A 19,542-nucleotide genomic window follows, 5' to 3' on the forward strand; every position below is an offset into this window, starting at 1 on the left:
AAAACACATCCAACCGGAAAATACCTTCAATTGGCTAATTTGCCACCATGAAAAAGGGAACTGTATTGGAAGGGATTTACCTGGAAAGCATGGCTGCTGAGGGAAAATGTGTGGCGCGCATTGACGGAAAGGTGTTGTTTGTGGAGGGAGGTGCCCCGGGCGATACAGTGAATGTTGAATTGAACAAAATCAAAAGCAGTTTCCTGGAAGGAAAAGCCACGCAAATAGTCAAAGCATCTACGCTACGCGTTGAACCAGCCTGTTCGCATTTTGGGTTTTGTGGAGGATGTAAGTGGCAGCATTTAAGTTATGAAAGCCAGCTCCGCTTTAAACAGCAGCAGGTAACGGATAATTTCAAACACATTGGCGGGTTAGGTTTTCCTGAGGTGAGGCCAATAATAGGTTCTTCAAAAATCTACCACTACCGCAACCGGCTGGACTTCAGCGCATCGGCACAGCGCTGGTTGACACGCGATGAACTGAATGCGGGCATTCCCTTTGGGGAGCCTGCACTCGGTTTCCATGTTCCTAAAAGTTTCGACAAGGTTTTTGATGTGGCCGAGTGTCACCTTCAACCCGAACCCAGCAACAGCATTCGTTTGGCTATACGAGAAATTGCCCTACGGGAAAACATACCCTTTTTTGATTTACGAAAACAAACCGGGTACCTGCGCACGGTAACCATTCGCACAGCCACTACCGGTGAAGTGATGGTGATTGTACAGGTTGCTTACAATGAACCTGAATGGCTGGGTGTTATAATGAACGAAGTTGGCAACCGCTTTCCCCAAATCACTTCATTATTGTATGTAATCAATAACAAACGCAACGACACTTTTCACGATCTCAGCATCCACACCTGGAAAGGCAATTCTTACATTACCGAATCCATGATGAAGCCAAATAGCAGCGGTGCACTTCAATTTCATGTCGGCCCAAAATCATTCTATCAAACCAATTCCGAACAGGCCTATGCATTATATAAAGTGGCCTGGGAAATGGCAGAATTAACAGGTGATGAGTTGGTATACGACTTATACACCGGCACCGGCACCATCGCCAATTTTGTGGCGGGGCAAGCTAAGAAAGTAATTGGGCTAGAGTATGTGGAGGCAGCCATTGAAGACGCTAACGTTAATTCTTCCATCAATGGCATTTCAAATACCGAATTCTACGCTGGTGACATGAAGGACTTATTGGATGACGGGTTTCTTCAACAACACGGCAAGCCTGATGTTGTCATTACCGATCCACCCCGGGCGGGCATGCACGAAGATGTCTGCAAGATGTTGCTAAAGGCAGAGGCGAAACGCATAGTGTATGTAAGTTGTAACCCAGCCACACAAGCCCGTGATTTAAAAATCCTTTCCGAAAAATATTCCATCCTTGCCGTTCAGCCCGTAGATATGTTTCCGCATACCATGCACGTGGAGAATGTGGTGAGCCTTGCATTAGTCAAAGGTCACTAGTCAAGTCGTAATCGATTGCAGATCAACTCACCCGCTTAAACCGCTACCTAACATTCGTTTTTTTAAATTTTTTATGGTCGTTCTCTTGAACAATAAAATATTATTGCTCACTATTGTATCAAGTCAATAGTAAATGAAGTTAAACGCACACATTATATCAGGCATAAGCAACCGCATCGGTGGGCTATCGGGTATACTTGTGCTAGTCATTATTGTCATTATTAACCGGGCATCGGGGCGATGGTGATTTGACTATACAGATAGAACCAAACATGAACCGCCTCGATGAAAATCGGGGCGGTTTTGTTTTAATAAGATGGATACAAACTAACAGTTGTTTAAACATTATGTACTACACCAAGAACACCGTACTCTACCTGAATGGTAAGTTCATTAAAGCGGCTGACGCCAACACCGACTTGTACAGCCAGACATTACACTATGGTTATGGAGCGTTTGAAGGCATTCGCGCTTACAACACCACACAAGGAACAAAAATTTTTAAAGCCTACGAGCATTACGAACGACTTCGCCACAGCTGCGTGTCCGTTGGCATTCCGTTCGATTATGATACCGAATCACTGATACAGGTAACGTACCAACTGCTGGAAAAAAATAAGTTAAAAGATGCGTACATCCGCCCGCTGGTGTATTGCAGCCCCAACATGTCGCTTACCGCGCCTAAGGAAGTGTTCATTATGATTGCTGTTTGGGAATGGGGGAAATACCTGGGCAGCAACCTGCTCAAGCTCTGCCTGTCATCTTACCAGCGCCCCAATCCAAACTCTGTTAAAGTAGATGCAAAAATCACCGGGCATTACGTTAACTCCATCCTGGCCACCAGCGAAGCGAAAGTGCGCGGCTATGATGAAGCACTGATGCTCGATATGCACGGGTACATTGCTGAAGCACCCGGAGCAAACTTCTTCCTCGAAAAAGATGGTGTACTGTACACCCCGCTAAAAGGGCATATCCTTCCGGGCATCACCCGGCAAACCGTCATCAACATTTGTAAAGAATTAGACATACCCGTACAGGAACGCAACATCAAACCCGAAGAACTTCAGGATGCCGACAGCGCTTTTCTGTGCGGAACCGCAGCCGAAGTGATCGGTATTGAATCGGTTGACGCAAAACCGTTTGCAAAACCATGGAAGGAAACCCTGGGAGCGGTAATCCAGGAAGCTTACCAGGCACAGGTGCTGGATAAGTCGTTTAGTCATGTGATTATTTAGTTGGTAGTCGATAGTTAGTAGTTGGCTGTAACTCATAAGCCAACGAAAGAACTCAGAACTATCATCTAACAACTAACAACTAAAGAAACGAATGCAATTAAATAAATACAGCAGCACCATTACACAAGACTCCACCCTGCCTGCATCGCAGGCCATGCTCTATGGCATTGGCTTAACTGAACATGATTTAACGAAGGCACAGGTGGGTATTGTCAGCACCGGTTTTGATGGCAACACCTGCAACATGCACCTGAACAAACTGGCCGAAGAAGTAAAAACTGCCGTATGGGATAATGAACTCGTGGGCTTGATCTTCCATACCATTGGTGTTAGCGATGGCATCAGCAACGGAACGGAAGGCATGCGCTATTCGCTGGTAAGCCGCGAAGTCATTGCCGACTCAATTGAAACCGTTTGTGGTGCACAATATTATGATGGGTTGATTGCGGTAGTCGGTTGCGATAAAAATATGCCGGGCTCGCTCATCGCGATGGGCAGGTTAAATCGCCCCGCGATTATGGTCTATGGCGGAACTATTGCAGGCGGCAACTGGAAAGGAAAAGAACTCAACATCGTATCGGCCTTTGAAGCGCTTGGCGAAAAGCTCGCCAACAAATTATCGGATGAAGATTATAAAGGCATCATACAAAATTCCTGTCCCGGTGCAGGCGCGTGTGGAGGGATGTATACCGCTAATACCATGGCATCGGCCATTGAAGCGCTCGGCATGTCGTTACCTTACTCATCTTCCAATCCCGCGTTGAGCAAAGAAAAATCAAAAGAATGTAACGATACCGGCAAAGCCATTCACAACCTGCTCAGGCTCGATTTAAAACCACGCGACATCATGACACGCAAGGCATTTGAAAATGCTTTGACTATTGTAATGGCATTGGGCGGAAGCACGAATGCCGTGCTGCACCTGATTGCCATGGCCAAAGCAGTGGGGATAAAAATCACCCAGGAAGATTTTCAAACCATCTCCGACAAAACTCCCGTGTTGGCCAACTTAAAACCCAGTGGTCAGTATTTAATGGGTGATGTGCATCGCGTGGGCGGTGTACCCGCAGTAATGAAATATTTATTGAGCAAAGGCTACCTGCATGGCGATTGTATAACCGTTACCGGAAAAACCATTGCCGAAAATGTTGAGCATGCAGCCGATCTGAATTTTGATGCACAGGATGTTATTGCTTCTGTTGAAAAACCGATCAAAGCAACGGGACATATTCAGATTCTCTATGGCAACCTGGCAGAAAAAGGATCAGTAGCCAAGATCAGCGGAAAAGAAGGTGATGCCTTTAAAGGTAAAGCGCGCGTCTTCAACGGAGAGTTCGAACTCATTGAAGGTATCCAACAAAAGAAAGTAAAAGAAGGTGATGTAGTGGTGATCCGTTACGTTGGCCCGAAAGGCGCACCCGGCATGCCCGAAATGTTAAAGCCTACCTCAGCGATTATTGGCGCAGGACTTGGTAAGAGCGTTGCGTTGATTACTGATGGGAGATTCTCTGGCGGTACGCATGGTTTCGTTGTAGGCCACATTACACCGGAAGCCTTTGATGGCGGGACACTCGCACTGATAGAAAATGATGATTGGATTGAAATCGATGCGAAACAACACCGAATCAATCTGCTGGTAGATGATGCCACCATCGCAAAACGAAAAGCTTCCTGGAAACAACCTGCCCTTCGTGTAAAGAGCGGAGTACTTTTTAAATATGCCAAACAAGTAAAAACTGCAGCCGATGGATGCGTTACTGACGAAGAATAAAAAATCAATCACATCAGCCGCTGAGCCGAAGAAACAAATTTCCGGTTCAGAAGCTTTATTGCGTTGCCTTGTGGCGGAAGGCGTAGATACTCTGTTTGGTTATCCGGGTGGTGCCATCATGCCGGTATATGATGCACTGTATTCTTACAGTGATCAGTTAAAACACATTCTCGTTCGGCATGAACAAGGCGCTATACATGCTGCTCAAGGGTATGCACGTGTATCAGGCAAGGTAGGCGTAGCGATGGCAACTTCCGGTCCGGGTGCCGCAAATCTTGTAACCGGTCTTGCGGATGCCCTGATTGATTCAACACCGGTAGTATGTATTACGGGTCAGGTAGCCGAACATTTACTGGGCACCGATGCCTTTCAGGAAATGGATGTTATAAACACTACCCTTCCTGTAACCAAATGGAATGTGCAGATCAGCAAAGCAGGTGATATTGCCGAACAGGTAGCGAAAGCATTTTACATTGCGCGCAGTGGAAGACCCGGACCCGTGGTTATCGACATCACCAAAAACGCGCAGTTTGAAATGCTCGATGACTTTAACTATGAAGTTTGTAAAAGCGTTCGCACGTATTTTCCTAAACCCGTTCTTGATCATTCTATAGTTGAAGAAGCTGCCGATCTTATCAACGCAGCCAAACGACCTTACATTTTGTGCGGTCAGGGTGTGTTGTTGAGCAATGCACAAGATGAATTACTTGCAGTAGCAGAAAAAGCAAACATCCCCATCGCTTCTACTCTGCTCGGTTTATCGGCAGTGCCGGTTAATCATCCTTTATATGTAGGCTATCTGGGGATGCATGGCAACTACGGTCCGAATATTCTCACCAACGAATGCGATGTGTTGATTGCCGTGGGGATGCGCTTTGACGATCGTGTAACCGGAAATGTGAGCAAGTACGCCAAACAAGCTAAGGTTATTCACATTGAGTTGGATAAGGCTGAAATTAACAAGATCATTCCTGTAGATGTAGCGGTTCATGCCGATGCCAAAGAAGCGCTGACTGCACTGTTGCCATTGATTACTGAGAATAACCACCACGACTGGTTTCAAAAATTCAGAGAAGCAGAACGTAAGGAGCATGAGAAAGTAATTCAGTTTGATATCTATCCGGTGACGGAATCACTCAAGATGAGTGAAGTGGTGTTTGAACTGGCGGAACAAACCAAAGGCGAAGCCATTCTGGTAACCGATGTAGGACAGCACCAGATGGTAGTATCGCGATATTATCCGTTTAAACATCCGCGCACCAACGTTACATCCGGTGGTGCCGGAACAATGGGCTTTGCCTTGCCCGCTGCCATAGGCGCTGCATTGGCTCAACCTGAAAAACAAGTGGTGGCCATTATTGGCGATGGCGGTTTTCAGATGACCGTACAAGAATTAGGCACCATTATGCAGTACAACATTCCGGTGAAGATTGTTATCCTGAACAATAACTTCCTTGGCATGGTACGACAGTGGCAGCAATTGTTTTTTGAAAGCCGTTACTCTTTTACTGAATTAGAGAACCCAGATTTTGTAAAACTCAGCGAAGCGTACAGGATTCCGGCCTTGAAAGTGGAGCAACGCCCGCGGTTAAATGCCGCAATACACAACCTGCTGAACATACCCGGTCCGTTTCTATTGGAGGTTGTGGTGGAGAAAGAACAAAATGTTTTTCCGATGGTACCCACGGGTGCTGGCGTAGCTGAAATTTTATTGGAAGCGCACGGAGCAAGACATAAGTAGTAAGACGTAAGTAGCAAGACAAAAGATTATTTGACTATGAAAAAAGATTACACCATCGAAGTATCAGCGGATAATAATTTTTCCGTACTCAACCGGATCATCAATGTATTGAACCGCAGGCGTGTGCGTATCAAGCAACTGGTGGCGCATGAAGATGAGCACGATTTTCGGAAAGGTGGTGCCACCATGCTGCTGCACACCACCCCGGAGCTGATCGAAAAAGTAAAACACCAGTTGGAAAAACTTATCGAAGTAGAAAGCGCCAACTACTATGAAGGCAGCGAAGTGTATTTGGCGCTAAGCATTAAGAACAATCAGAAAGTCGCTTAATAAACAACGAATAACGAACAACTAAAAACTAACAACCAAAACCATGGCACAAATCAATTTTGGAGGAACCCTGGAAGAAGTAGTAACCCGCGAAGAATTTCCGATGGACAAAGCATTGGAGGTATTGCGAAATGAAACCATTGCCATCCTGGGGTATGGTGTGCAAGGACCTGCACAGGCATTGAACCTGCGCGACAACGGCTTCAACGTAATTGTTGGCCAACGTAAAGGCGGCAAGTCGTGGAACAAAGCCATTGAACATGGCTGGGTTCCTGGCGAAACATTATTTGACGTTGAAGAAGCCGCCAAACAAGGAACCATTTTACAATTCTTACTTTCCGATGCCGGACAGATTGAATCATGGCCGACCATTAAGCCTTACTTAACCAAAGGCAAAACACTTTACTTCTCTCATGGGTTTGGCGTCACCTTCAACGACCAGACAGGCATAGTGCCACCGAAAGAAGTTGATGTAATCTTAGTGGCACCGAAAGGCTCGGGAACATCCGTGCGCAGGTTATTCCTTCAGGGCAAAGGCATTAACTCCAGTTACGCCATTTTTCAAAATGCCAGCGGTCATGCAAAAGAAAAAGCGATTGCGTTAGGCATTGGCGTAGGCTCGGGTTACTTGTTTGAAACTGATTTCAAAAAAGAAGTCTATTCCGATTTAACCGGTGAGCGCGGAACACTGATGGGCGCCATTGCCGGCATCTTTGAAGCACAGTATGAAGTGTTGCGCTCCAAAGGGCACTCTCCTTCCGAAGCTTTCAATGAAACCGTAGAAGAGTTAACCCAAAGCTTAATGCCGTTGGTAGCCGAAAACGGTATGGACTGGATGTATGCCAACTGCTCTACCACAGCACAACGCGGTGCCCTCGACTGGAAAAAGCGCTTCAAAGAAGCAACGCTTCCCGTGTTTAAAGAACTGTACGAAAGTGTTGCCAGTGGTGCTGAAGCAAAGCGCACCATCGACACCTGCAGCAAACCCGACTACCGCGAAAAGCTTGGCGAAGAACTAAAAGAACTCCGCGAAAGCGAATTGTGGCAGGCTGGCGCTGCCGTAAGGCAGCTAAGGCCGGAAAAGGCTGGCGTGGAGGAGAGTATGATTAATTAAATAGTTCATAGTTGGTAGTTATTGGTTGATAGTAAAGAATATAGCTTATCAATATCCAACAACTAATAACTATTAACTAACAACTTAACAAATGAAAACTTCACTTAGACAGACACTGGACATTAAAACCGCACACGAAACACTCAAACACGTTGTGCTCAAAACTCCTTTGCAGTTTCATCGCAAACTTTCAGAGCGGTTTAAGGCTGAGATTTATTTGAAGCGTGAAGATCTCCAGGTGGTGCGCTCCTATAAAATACGCGGTGCGTATAACCTGATCCAGGGTTTAACGGAAGAAGAAAGAAGCCGGGGTATTGTGTGTGCCAGTGCCGGAAACCATGCGCAGGGTGTTGCCTTTTCATGCAAGCTGCTGAACATACACGGCACTATCTATATGCCCAGCATCACCCCCAAACAGAAGATAAACCAGGTAAAAATGTTTGGTGGCGACCAGATTGATATTGTATTGGTTGGCGATACGTTTGACGAATGCCAGGAGCACGCGCTTCAGCATACACGCGAATCAAACAAAGTATTTGTGCCACCGTTCGATCATCAAAAAATAATTGAAGGCCAGGGCAGTGTGGGTATTGAAATCGGGGAGGAACTGTCGGGCATTGATTACATTTTTATTCCCGTTGGTGGCGGTGGATTGTGTGCGGGTGTAGGCAGTTATTTCAAAACATTTTCTCCTAAAACAAAAATCATTGGTGTGGAGCCGCAGGGTGCCCCATCCATGACGGAAGCCTTGAGAGAAGGTAAACCCGTTACCCTTGAATCGATTCAACGCTTTGTCGATGGTGCATCGGTTAAAAAAGTAGGCAACATTACCTTTTCTTATATCAAGGATTTTATCCACGACATGTTACTGGTACCCGAGGGCAAAGTAAGTTCTGTAATTTTACAACTCTATAATGAAGATGCGATTGTCGCTGAGCCGGCAGGAGCGCTGAGTATTGCTGCGCTGGAGCAGTACGCGGATAAAATTGAAGGAAAGAAAATAGTGTGCATTGTAAGCGGAGGCAACAACGATATCGACCGCATGCAGGAGATTAAAGAGCGATCACTTTTGTACGAAGGCTTAAAGCATTATTTCATCGTCCGGTTTGCGCAACGACCGGGTGCGTTGAAAGAATTTGTAAACCATATTCTCGGCCCTACCGATGATATCGTGCGTTTTGAATTTATACAGAAGCATAATAAAGAAACCGGACCTGCACTGGTGGGCATTGAAGTGAAATCGCGGGAAGACTTTGAACTGCTGCGCGCCCGCATGCACGAACATCAACTGAACTTTACGGCTATCAACCAGCATGAAAATCTTTTTGAATACATAATCTAATTAAGTACATAACATTTCGGAATGTAATAACCACAGAGTACACAAAGGTTTCACGGGGTGCACAAAGTAAAATCCAATTCATGGTCTGTGTCCCCACAGACCATGGGCAAAGTATTTTCTCAGTGACCCCTGTGGTTAAGGATTTCTAAAAAATGAATTAAAAAATATTTTTGGATATCAACATAAAATTAAAGTACTTCACCACCATGTTAACGCAAGCAACCATCATCACCAATCCGGCAGCCATCACGGCTACAGCTTGCACACGTACTACCACTACGGGGTAACCCGTCATCACCACCATATTCCCTATTCGTCAGGGCTTCTCCAGGAGTCGCGCTGATTCATGATTATTTCTCAAGCATCTAAAAAAATAAAGCGTTATGAACATCTTAAAATTCGGTGGTTCGTCCGTAGGAACCCCAGAACGGATCAAACAAGTAATCGCCATACTAAAAAATAAACTACCCGCTGAAGTGGCCGTTGTCTTCTCGGCCTTTGGTGGTGTTACTGACCAACTTATCCATTGCAGTCAACTGGCATTGAACGGCAACCTTGAGTACAGAGCAGAACTTGCCAGACTGGTCGATCAGCACCTGAATACCGTACGCGAACTGATTTCCATTTCAAAACAAAGCGGAATCCTGGCACAGGTTACCATTCAATTCAATGCACTGGAAGATGTGCTGCACGGTGTTTACCTGGTAAAAGAACGCACACCGCGAACACTAGATTATATCATGAGCTTTGGCGAACGCATCAGTGCCTACATCATCAGCGAAGCTATGCGCGAACAAAATATTGATGCTGAATTTCTGGATGCAAGACAAGTCATTCGTACAGACGATCAATTCGGCTCCGCCCAAGTCGATTTTGAAATCACGAACAAACGTATTGTCGATCATTTCAATCAACATAAAAAATTACAAGTCGTTACCGGCTTCATTGCTTCATCAGAATCAGGTGAAACCACAACACTTGGTCGCAGCGGTTCTGATTATACAGCAGCTATTCTGGCTGGTGCGCTAAAAGCAGCTTCCCTTGAAATATGGACCGATGTGGATGGCATACTCACAGCCAATCCAAAGCAAGTAAAAAAAGCGTTCACTGTACCGGAGTTGAGTTACGAAGAAGCCATGGAGCTCTCCCACTTTGGCGCAAAGGTAATTTTTCCTTCTACGATGCGGCCCGCTATGGCGCACCACATCCCCATCTGGATAAAAAATACCTTTAACCCGCAAGCTCGCGGAACACGCATCAGCGCACAGAGCAGCAATGGAAAATTAATAAAAGGCATTTCATCCATTGATACCATTTGCCTGTTGAATATACAGGGCAGTGGCATGGTTGGAGTGGTGGGCGTATCCATGCGGCTGTTCGGTGCCCTGGCACAGGAGAAAATAAATGTTATCCTGATCAGCCAGGCATCATCGGAACATTCTATTTGTCTCGCGGTGGAGAAGTATCAATCATTAAAAGCTAAAAAAGCACTTGAGAAAGAATTTGAATTTGAGATCATCAGCAAACGCATAGATAGTATTGAGTTAAATGACAACCTGAGCATCATAGCCCTGGTAGGCGATGGTATGAAACACCATTCCGGCACCAGCGGAAGAATGTTTTCTGCCTTGGGAAAAAATGGAATTAACGTAGTAGCTATTGCGCAGGGATCATCCGAGCGAAATATTTCTGCCGTTATCTCCAAAACCGATACAGCCAAAGCTCTTTCTGCACTGCACGATGCATTCTTCCTGTCCAATACAAAAACCATTAATTTGTTTTTAATCGGCACCGGGTTGATCGGGAAAACATTGCTACACCAAATCCATCAGCAACTCAACAAATTACTTACTGCCAATAATCTTGAAATCAAACTCGTAGGACTTACCAACAGTCGTAAAATGTTGTTGAATGAAGATGGTATTGAAGTGGATCAGGCTTTACAACAACTTAACGATCACGGAAAAGAAGCTAACCTGGAAATGTTCAAAGAAACTATTATTCGGTATAACCTTCCTAACAGCATATGCATTGATTGCACTGCCAGCGAAGATGTTACCACAGTTTATGATTCGCTATTGCGGGCCAATGTGTCTGTCGTAACCCCCAATAAAAAAGCAAACTCGGCTTCGTATGAATCCTATGCTGCTTTACGCAACACCGTTCGCAACCATGGCATTCAGTTTCTGTACGAAACCAATGTGTGCGCAGGTCTACCCGTAATCAACACCTTAAACGATTTGCTGTTGAGTGGCGACTCCATACAACGTATTGAGGCCGTACTGAGCGGCACGTTGAATTATATCTTTTCATCGTTCACAGCAGGCAAGCGATTCAGTGATGTAGTGGCCGAAGCAAAAGCGTTGGGCTATACCGAACCCGATCCGCGCGATGACTTGAGTGGAATGGATGTGGCGCGTAAAATGCTGATACTGGCACGTGAAACCGGGTTGAAACTGGAACTATCAGACGTTACGGTAGAAAGTCTTGTTCCGGAAAATTGCAAGGGTGATCTTTCATCGGATGAATTTCTTGAGCGGTTAAAGGCATCAGATGATTATTTTGAACAACTTCGTTCGGATGCAGAGCATCAGCAGCGAAAACTTCGCTACCAGGCATCGTTAAAGGATGGTAAGATCACCGTTGGACTTACTGCGGTAGAAAGCAGTCATCCGTTTTATTCCTTGTCGGGAAGTGATAACATCATTCAGTTTATCACCGCCCGCTACAGTGAACGGCCTATGGTAATCCGCGGCCCCGGTGCCGGTGCAGAAGTTACTGCGGCCGGTGTGTTTGCCGATATCATTCGAATTGGAAATAACATCCGGTAATGATGAATACGAATTGGATAAAAGCCTTTGCACCTGCTACCGTGGCCAACGTGTCGTGTGGGTTTGATGTGTTCGGCTTTGCCTTGCACCAACCCGGTGATGAGGTGGAAGTTCGTTTGAATGATTCAGGAAAAATACTGATCGCTGAAATTACAGGCGATAACAATTTACTTCCGCGCGAAGCACACCTGAACACGTGTGGGGTCGCTGTGCAGCAATTCCTTCAGACGACAAACCATTCGTATGGCGCGGAAATTAAGTTGAATAAAAAATTACCGCTTGGCAGCGGATTGGGTTCCAGTGCGGCCAGCGCAGTAGCAGCATTGGTGGCCATCAATTATGCTACCGGAAATAAACTCACAAGAAAAGAATTACTCCCCTTTGCCATAGAAGCTGAACGAATCGCCTGTGGGTCAGCTCATGCCGATAATGTTGCGCCATGCTTGTTTGGAGGTTTTGTGTTGATCCGTGATAAAGAAACATTAGACATCATCAACATTCCAACTCCTTCAGAATTAGTTGCTGTTGTTGTTCATCCACACATTGAAATTAAAACCAGCGATGCACGGCAGGCCATGCGTAAAACATTAAGTCTAAACGATGCTGTTAAGCAATGGGGAAACACCGCAGCTCTTGTGGCCGGTTTAATGAAAGAAGATTATGATTTGATTGGCCGATCACTTGAAGATGTAGTTGCCGAACCGGTGCGCTCTATTTTCATTCCGGGCTATTATAAAGTTAAGCAAGCAGCATTACAGTCCGGTGCACTGGGCTGTGGCATTTCTGGTTCAGGGCCATCTGTTTTTGCATGGTGCAAGGGTGAAGTAAATACGCATGTAGTAGCGAGCGCTATGCAGGAAACTTTTCAGCACATCAATCTTAAATCCGACAAGTACATCTCAGGAATAAACTCAGTTGGTGCACAGGTACTGTCATCAATGTAAAAATCAGTAACCGTGAAGTATTTCAGCTTAACTACTCCATCCCATAAGGTTTCCTTTCAGCAAGCCATCGTCTCCGGACTTGCCCCTGATGGCGGTTTATACATGCCCGAACAATTACCCGTATTGCCAACGGAATTTATCGCTCAGTTGTCGACACTATCAAAAACAGAAATAGGTTTTAGCATTGCACGGCCGTTTGTTGATGAAAATATTTCGGATGAGACCCTTCGTGAAATAGTCAGCGAAACAATCGACTTTGATTTTCCAGTAGTTGCGCTGGAAGAAAATGTCTTTGCACTGGAATTGTTTCACGGACCAACACTGGCCTTTAAGGATGTGGGTGCACGGTTTCTTGCACGGATACTCCGGCAAATCGCAAAAACTATTCACCAGGAAATAACCGTACTGGTAGCCACATCGGGCGATACGGGCAGCGCGGTTGCGCATGGTTTTTACAATGTGGAAGGAATCCGCGTGGTGATACTCTATCCTTCTGGAATGGTGAGCGCCTTGCAGGAAAAACAATTCGCGACACTGGGAAAGAATATACAAGCCATTAAAGTAGCCGGCACTTTTGATGATTGTCAGCGGTTGGTCAAACAAGCCTTTCAGGATGAACAACTCCGCAAGACAAGATTTTTGACTTCCGCTAACTCCATTAACATCGCCCGATTAATTCCGCAATCATTTTATTATTTCCTGGCATGGTCGCAGCTCAACACACCCAAGCAAGTCGTATTCTCTGTTCCCAGCGGAAATTTTGGTAACCTCACCGCTGGTGTACTGGCCAAGAAAATGGGATTGCCCATTCGCGCATTTGTGGCAGCAACCAATGTAAACGATGTTGTTCCTGAATATCTTCACACCAACATCTTCAAACCGCGCGCATCAACACAGACCATAAGCAATGCCATGGATGTAGGTAACCCCAGTAATTTTCCGCGATTGCTGGCCTTGTATGGTAATGATTGGGGTTACATACACAAAGAAATTCACGGCTACGCTTTTACAGATGCCAAAACACGATTGGCAATGCTTGATGTGTTTAACCGTAAAAAATATATTCTCGATCCCCACGGTGCCGTAGGCTACTTAGGATTAAAAAAATATCTGGAGAGCCATCCTGATGTACAAGGTATGTTTCTTGAAACGGCACATCCTTCAAAATTTCCGGATGTAGTGGAGTCGGCAATTCAACAACCCATTAGCATCCACCCTTCTCTGGCAGAGCTTGCCAATAAGCAAATTCAATCACTTTCGAGTTCTTCCAATTTTTCAGATTTTAAGAACCTGTTGATGATGCATTAAGATTATTAAACTACCAAACACTCGTCAGCCAAAAACTTTTTGCGATTTCGTTTACATTAATTCTCTGTAACACTTAAGTTAGCAGATCAAATGATGAGAAATAAAATTCAATAGTAATTAGTCATTCAAATGTAAACCGCCTCGGGAAAAACCGGGGCGGTTTCGTTTTAAACAGGCATCAACTAACTAACAGTTGTTCATGAGTAAACCAAAAACGCTGTTCGATAAAATCTGGGACGCACACGTAGTGAAGCAGGAAGAAGGGTACCCGGATGTGTTGTTTATCGACCGCCACTTCATCCACGAAGTAACCAGTCCGCAAGCCTTTGATGGACTGCGTAAACGAAATATTCCTGTCTTTAATACGAAGCGCACTACCGCTACCGCTGATCACAACGTGCCCACAAAAGATCAACACCTTCCCATCAAAGAAGCCTTGTCCCGGCACCAGGTAGAAACGCTACGAAAAAATTGTACTGAGTTTGGTATTGAGCTTTATGATTTGGGGCACCCCTTTCAAGGCATTGTGCACATCATCGGTCCGGAACTGGGGTTAACCCTTCCAGGCATGACCATCGTGTGTGGCGACAGTCATACCTCTACGCATGGCGCGTTCGGAAACATTGCGTTTGGCATTGGCACTTCTGAAGTGGAACAGGTGTTGGCAACTCAATGCGTACTTCAATACAAACCGAAAACCATGCGTATTGAAGTGAATGGTAAACTGGGCAAAGGTGTGGTAGCCAAGGACATTATCCTGTATATCATTTCTAAAATTTCAGCCAGCGGTGCTACGGGCTATTTTGTAGAATATGCCGGCAGTGCCATTGAAAGTTTATCGATGGAAGCCCGCATGACCATTTGCAACATGAGCATTGAAATGGGTGCCCGTGGCGGATTGATTGCACCGGATGAAACTACTTTCAATTACATCCGCGGAAGAAAATTTGCACCACAAGGTGAAGCATTTGAGCAGCACATTGAAAAATGGAAGCAATTAAAAACCGATGCTGGCGCCACCTATGATAAAGCACTCATTTACGATGCAGCCGACATCGCCCCGATGATTACCTACGGAACCAACCCGGGCATGGGCATTCGGGTAACCGATCGGATTCCTACCGAGAATGAGTTAAAAGAAATCAGTGAAAAAACATCCTTTTCAAAATCATTGGAGTACATGGGTCTTGAGCCTGGCTCACAATTGCTCGGTAAATCAGTCGACTACGTATTCATTGGTAGTTGCACCAACGCACGCATTGAAGACTTGCGGTTGGTGGCCTCCATTGTAAAAGGAAAAAAGAAATCACCAAACGTAGAGGTGTGGGTTGTACCCGGATCAAAACAGGTAGAAGAACAAGCCCGTAAAGAAGGCCTTGATAAAATTTTTGAAGCCGCGGGATTTGAACTGCGCAGTCCCGGCTGCTCGGCATGTTTGGGCATGAACGAAGACAAAATACCCGCTGGAAAATATTGCATCAGCACATCGAACCGAAATTTTGAAGGACGGCAAGGTCCGAAATCCAGAACATTTCTGGCAAGTCCTTTGAGTGCTGCCGCTGCTGCGATTACCGGAAAGGTAACGGATGTAAGAGAGTTGTTAGATGATGGTTATTAGTTATTAGCAGATCCATTTTCCTAACAACTAACAACCAGGAACGAACAACTAAAAATGAGTAAAGAAAAATTTACAACCCTTCAATCAACCGCTGTTCCATTGCCGGTGGAGAACATCGACACAGACCAGATTATCCCTGCACGTTTCCTGAAAGCCACCACGCGCGAAGGCTTTGGCGAAAACCTGTTTCGCGACTGGCGGTATGATGGTGACGGGAAACCAAAAGCGGAATTTGTTTTAAACAACCCAACCTTCAGCGGAAAAATTTTGGTTGCCGGCAAAAATTTTGGATGTGGCAGCAGTCGTGAACATGCAGCCTGGGCGCTTTACGATTATGGTTTTCGCGCAGTCATCTCATCCTTCTTTGCAGATATTTTCAAAAACAATGCGCTGAACAATGCCCTGCTTCCGGTACAGGTAAGCGATGCATTCCTGAAAAATATTTTCACAACCATCGAAGAAAATCCATCGGTCATCATTGAAGTAAACCTGGAAAACCAGTTTGTAAAACTTCCGGACGGAACAAAAGAGTCATTTGAAATCAATCCTTACAAAAAAGCATGCATGATTAATGGGTACGATGATATTGATTACCTGTTGAGTTTAAGGAAAGAAATAAAAGAATTTGATTCCAAAAGCCGCGAGCTTCAAGCTACGAGTTACTAGCTAGAAACTCATAGCTCATGGCTAGCGGCTTATTAATACGTGATAAGAGAATGAAAAAACGCATAACCATCATCCCCGGAGACGGTATCGGAAAGGAAGTAACTACCGAAGGTAAGAATGTGCTTCAGCATATTGCTGAAAGTTCTGGGCACGAGTTCATCTTCACCGAAGCCTTAATCGGGCATGATGCCATAGAAAAAACCGGTACGGCCCTGCCGGATGAAACACTCGCAATGCTGAAAAATTCGGATGCGATTTTATTTGGTGCTGTGGGCCATCCAAAATACGATAATGATCCAACCTTAAAAGTGCGCCCCGAACAAGGCTTACTGAAAATGCGCAAAGAACTTGGCCTTTATGCCAATCTGCGTCCCATTAAATTATTCGATGAATTGCTTCACGCTTCCAGTATTAAACCGGAAATCTTAAAAGGTTCGGACATTCTATTTTTCCGTGAACTAACCGGTGATGTGTATTTCGGAGAGAAAGGAAGAAGAGATGAAAACAATACTGCGTATGACCTGATGATCTATCATCGCTATGAAATTGAACGCATCGCACACAAAGCGTTTCAGGCTGCACGCACCCGCAGGAAAAAAGTAACCTCGGTCGACAAAGCGAATGTTTTAGAAAGCTCGCGCCTGTGGCGGGAAGTGGTGCAACAGGTGGGAAAAGAATATCCTGATATTACGCTTGAACACCAGTTTATCGATGCCGCTGCTATGAAGCTCATTCAAAGCCCGCGCAGCTTCGATGTAGTGCTTACCGGAAATTTGTTTGGCGACATCCTTACCGATGAAGCATCACAGATTGCCGGTTCTATGGGCATGCTGGCCTCAGCCTCTGTAGGTGATACCGTAGGATTGTACGAACCCATCCACGGCAGTGCCCACGACATTACCGGGAAAGGAATTGCCAATCCGTTGGCTTCCATTCTTTCGGCTGCCTTGCTGTTGGATATCTCTTTCGGATTGAAAGAAGAATCTGAAGCTGTTATTCAGGCTGTAGAGCAAACCTTGAAAGCCGGCTACCGCACAGCAGATATTGCCGACAGCACCACACCAAAAGAAAAAATTTTAAACACAGGCAACATGGGTAAAAAAGTAGTCGATCAATTAACCGTTACTCTCAGCAATAAACTAAGAACTAACAACTATCAACTACCAACCAAATAGTATGAGCAACAAAGTATACATTTTCGACACTACGTTACGCGATGGCGAACAGGTGCCCGGCTGTCAGTTGGCAACAGAAGAAAAAATTACCATTGCCCGCGAACTGGAGTCATTGGGTGTTGACGTGATTGAAGCGGGCTTCCCGATTTCCAGCCCCGGGGATTTTCTTTCGGTGATTGGTATCTCCCGGGCAGTGAAAGAGCCTGTCGTCTGCGGACTAACCCGTGCGAAACAGGAAGATATTGACGTTGCCGCAGAAGCTCTTCGCTATGCCAAACGCGGCCGCATCCATACCGGTATTGGTTCCAGCGATGTGCACATCAAACACAAGTTTAAAAGCACACGTGAGCAGGTGCTGGAACAAGGTGTGTGGGCCGTAAAATACGCGAAGTCGAAAGGATATGAAGTGGAGTTTTATGCCGAAGATGCCGGACGTGCCGACCTGGCCTTTCTGGCACAAATGATTGAAGCCACCATTGCAGCCGGTGCCGATGTGGTGAACATACCCGATACAACCGGATACTGTTTGCCGCATTTATATGGTAAGCGCATCCAATATTTGTTTGATCATGTAAGCAACATTGATAAAGCCATTGTTTCGGTACATTGCCATAACGATTTGGGCATGGCCACCGCCAACACCATTTCCGGTTTAATTCATGGCGCACGCCAGGCAGAAGTAACGATTAATGGTATTGGCGAACGGGCCGGCAATACATCATTGGAAGAAGTGGCGATGACCTTGAAAACCCACCAGGATTTGGGATTGACCACCAACATCAAATCGGAAAAGATTTACGGCATCAGCAAACTGGTTAGTAAAATGATGCGCATGCCTGTTCAACCCAATAAAGCCATTGTGGGCGCCAATGCATTCTCACATTCATCGGGCATCCATCAGGATGGCTTCTTAAAGCATGCCGAAAATTATGAAATCATCAATCCATCCGATGTGGGTGTACCATGTTCATCCATTGTACTCACCGCACGCAGTGGCAGGGCTGCATTGAAACACAGGTTGGAAGTGCTGGGGTACAAAATTGAAGGCAGTGAACTCGATATCGTCTATGAAAACTTCCTCATCGTAGCCGATGAGAAAAAACATGTGAATGATGAAGACCTGGAGGTATTGGCGTCAAGTGTTCCGGTATTAGTCAAGTAACTGTTCTTTAGTGCTCTTGATCACGCTAAACTTGTTTAACACCTTTTGAAAACACACTTTTGTACTGATTAACAAAAAGTACAAACTGTGTTGAACAAGATATACACCCTTTGGGTGCTTATTGTCTTTAGTGTATTTATGATCATTTTCCTTCCGGGAATAATGATCCCGTTTTTGTTGGGTAACCGGTTCACGTGGATGGGTTACAAATTCCTGTGGTTGTGGTCATGGATATTCAGCAAACTCACGGCCATCCAATATGAGCTGCTTCATCGGGATAAAATCAAAAAAAGAAAATCCTACATCTACGTAAGTAACCACACTTCCTTCCTTGACATACCCGGTATCCGGCTGATTATCCCCGGTGAATTCAGGCCCATTGCCAAAAAAGAATTACTGAAAATACCGGTGTTCGGTTTTATTGTAAAAGCCGCCACCGTAGTGGTTGACCGCAGTAATGCCGAAAGCAGAAAAAAAAGTGTTGAGTACGCCCGGAAAATTTTACAGATGGGAATATCGATGCTCATTTTTGCCGAGGGCACACAAAACCGCACAAAAGAATTGTTACAGCCTTTTAAAGATGGGGCATTCCGACTGGCCATTGATACCCAGACCCCTATAATGCCCCTGGTGGTAGTTGGTGCCGGTAAATTAATGCCTCCCGGAAAGCTTGAAATAAAACCAGGCAAAATCAAAATTGTGGCCGGTGATGAAATTTCTGTTGAAGGATTAACGGCCGAAAACCAGGCTTCGCTTAAACAAAAAACATTTGAGGTGATGAAGGCAACGCTTCAACAATACCACTCATCGAATAGAAACTAACATTACCCACTGAA

General features: G+C 45.4%; 15 protein-coding genes. All 15 read left to right on the plus strand.

The window, feature by feature from the left end; all coding sequences use genetic code 11:
* Positions 1-47 precede the first annotated feature (47 nt).
* The 15 genes from rlmD to KIT51_15890 all read left to right on the plus strand — a co-directional run bounded on the left by rlmD (position 48) and on the right by KIT51_15890 (position 19,528).
* Positions 48-1,469: a 23S rRNA (uracil(1939)-C(5))-methyltransferase RlmD gene (rlmD, locus tag KIT51_15820; GenBank protein UYN86311.1), complete on the plus strand. Its 1,422-nt coding sequence runs from the start codon at positions 48-50 to the stop codon at positions 1,467-1,469.
* Between the two features lie 347 nt (positions 1,470-1,816).
* Positions 1,817-2,704 carry a branched-chain amino acid transaminase gene (locus KIT51_15825; GenBank protein ID UYN86312.1) on the plus strand — a complete coding sequence of 296 codons (888 nt, stop codon included), beginning with the start codon at positions 1,817-1,819 and terminating at the stop codon, positions 2,702-2,704.
* A gap of 91 nt (positions 2,705-2,795) precedes the next feature.
* Positions 2,796-4,475 (plus strand): dihydroxy-acid dehydratase, encoded by a 1,680-nt coding sequence (gene ilvD, locus KIT51_15830; protein ID UYN86313.1) that lies wholly within the window; start codon positions 2,796-2,798, stop codon positions 4,473-4,475.
* The gene (ilvB, locus tag KIT51_15835; GenBank protein UYN86314.1) at positions 4,450-6,216 is read left to right on the plus strand and encodes a biosynthetic-type acetolactate synthase large subunit; all 1,767 of its coding nucleotides are present in this window, start codon (positions 4,450-4,452) and stop codon (positions 6,214-6,216) included. The genes ilvD and ilvB overlap by 26 nt, the downstream gene beginning before the upstream one ends.
* Before the next feature lie 36 nt (positions 6,217-6,252).
* Positions 6,253-6,546: a hypothetical protein gene (locus KIT51_15840; protein UYN86315.1), complete on the plus strand. Its 294-nt coding sequence runs from the start codon at positions 6,253-6,255 to the stop codon at positions 6,544-6,546.
* Positions 6,547-6,589: 43 nt separating this feature from the next.
* Positions 6,590-7,660 carry a ketol-acid reductoisomerase gene (ilvC, locus tag KIT51_15845; protein UYN86316.1) on the plus strand — a complete coding sequence of 357 codons (1,071 nt, stop codon included), beginning with the start codon at positions 6,590-6,592 and terminating at the stop codon, positions 7,658-7,660.
* A gap of 91 nt (positions 7,661-7,751) precedes the next feature.
* Positions 7,752-9,002, plus strand: a complete 1,251-nt coding sequence (ilvA, locus tag KIT51_15850; GenBank protein UYN86317.1) for a threonine ammonia-lyase IlvA — start codon at positions 7,752-7,754, stop codon at positions 9,000-9,002.
* Between the two features lie 383 nt (positions 9,003-9,385).
* Entirely contained in the window at positions 9,386-11,833 is a 2,448-nt protein-coding gene (thrA, locus tag KIT51_15855; protein ID UYN86318.1) for a bifunctional aspartate kinase/homoserine dehydrogenase I, read from the plus strand.
* Positions 11,833-12,777 (plus strand): homoserine kinase, encoded by a 945-nt coding sequence (locus tag KIT51_15860; GenBank protein ID UYN86319.1) that lies wholly within the window; start codon positions 11,833-11,835, stop codon positions 12,775-12,777. The genes thrA and KIT51_15860 overlap by 1 nt, the downstream gene beginning before the upstream one ends.
* A 12-nt stretch (positions 12,778-12,789) precedes the next feature.
* On the plus strand, positions 12,790-14,085 hold the full coding sequence (gene thrC / locus KIT51_15865) for a threonine synthase (GenBank protein UYN86320.1): 1,296 nt from the start codon (positions 12,790-12,792) through the stop codon (positions 14,083-14,085).
* 199 nt (positions 14,086-14,284) lie between these two features.
* Positions 14,285-15,703: a 3-isopropylmalate dehydratase large subunit gene (gene leuC, locus KIT51_15870; GenBank protein ID UYN86321.1), complete on the plus strand. Its 1,419-nt coding sequence runs from the start codon at positions 14,285-14,287 to the stop codon at positions 15,701-15,703.
* A gap of 54 nt (positions 15,704-15,757) precedes the next feature.
* The gene (gene leuD / locus KIT51_15875; protein UYN86322.1) at positions 15,758-16,369 is read left to right on the plus strand and encodes a 3-isopropylmalate dehydratase small subunit; all 612 of its coding nucleotides are present in this window, start codon (positions 15,758-15,760) and stop codon (positions 16,367-16,369) included.
* A gap of 50 nt (positions 16,370-16,419) precedes the next feature.
* Positions 16,420-17,544: a 3-isopropylmalate dehydrogenase gene (gene leuB, locus KIT51_15880; GenBank protein ID UYN86323.1), complete on the plus strand. Its 1,125-nt coding sequence runs from the start codon at positions 16,420-16,422 to the stop codon at positions 17,542-17,544.
* A 1-nt stretch (position 17,545) separates the two neighbouring features.
* The gene (locus KIT51_15885) at positions 17,546-18,706 is read left to right on the plus strand and encodes a 2-isopropylmalate synthase (protein ID UYN86324.1); all 1,161 of its coding nucleotides are present in this window, start codon (positions 17,546-17,548) and stop codon (positions 18,704-18,706) included.
* Between the two features lie 90 nt (positions 18,707-18,796).
* Positions 18,797-19,528, plus strand: coding sequence for a 1-acyl-sn-glycerol-3-phosphate acyltransferase (locus KIT51_15890; GenBank protein ID UYN86325.1), 732 nt, complete (start codon positions 18,797-18,799; stop codon positions 19,526-19,528).
* Positions 19,529-19,542 lie beyond the last annotated feature (14 nt).

It is taken from the genome of Cyclobacteriaceae bacterium (genome assembly GCA_025808415.1).
GTDB lineage: Bacteria > Bacteroidota > Bacteroidia > Cytophagales > Cyclobacteriaceae > UBA2336.

What these genes read in the sequence shown, in the direction of transcription:
- thrA (UYN86318.1), top strand. Translation starts at nt 9,386, where the DNA reads ATGAACATCTTAAAATTCGGTGGTTCGTCCGTAGGAACCCCAGAACGG.
- KIT51_15860 (UYN86319.1), top strand. Translation starts at nt 11,833, where the DNA reads ATGATGAATACGAATTGGATAAAAGCCTTTGCACCTGCTACCGTGGCC.
- ilvB (UYN86314.1), top strand. Translation starts at nt 4,450, where the DNA reads ATGGATGCGTTACTGACGAAGAATAAAAAATCAATCACATCAGCCGCT.
- leuD (UYN86322.1), top strand. Translation starts at nt 15,758, where the DNA reads ATGAGTAAAGAAAAATTTACAACCCTTCAATCAACCGCTGTTCCATTG.
- KIT51_15825 (UYN86312.1), top strand. Translation starts at nt 1,817, where the DNA reads ATGTACTACACCAAGAACACCGTACTCTACCTGAATGGTAAGTTCATT.
- KIT51_15840 (UYN86315.1), top strand. Translation starts at nt 6,253, where the DNA reads ATGAAAAAAGATTACACCATCGAAGTATCAGCGGATAATAATTTTTCC.
- ilvC (UYN86316.1), top strand. Translation starts at nt 6,590, where the DNA reads ATGGCACAAATCAATTTTGGAGGAACCCTGGAAGAAGTAGTAACCCGC.
- ilvA (UYN86317.1), top strand. Translation starts at nt 7,752, where the DNA reads ATGAAAACTTCACTTAGACAGACACTGGACATTAAAACCGCACACGAA.
- rlmD (UYN86311.1), top strand. Translation starts at nt 48, where the DNA reads ATGAAAAAGGGAACTGTATTGGAAGGGATTTACCTGGAAAGCATGGCT.
- ilvD (UYN86313.1), top strand. Translation starts at nt 2,796, where the DNA reads ATGCAATTAAATAAATACAGCAGCACCATTACACAAGACTCCACCCTG.
- KIT51_15885 (UYN86324.1), top strand. Translation starts at nt 17,546, where the DNA reads ATGAGCAACAAAGTATACATTTTCGACACTACGTTACGCGATGGCGAA.
- leuC (UYN86321.1), top strand. Translation starts at nt 14,285, where the DNA reads ATGAGTAAACCAAAAACGCTGTTCGATAAAATCTGGGACGCACACGTA.
- leuB (UYN86323.1), top strand. Translation starts at nt 16,420, where the DNA reads ATGAAAAAACGCATAACCATCATCCCCGGAGACGGTATCGGAAAGGAA.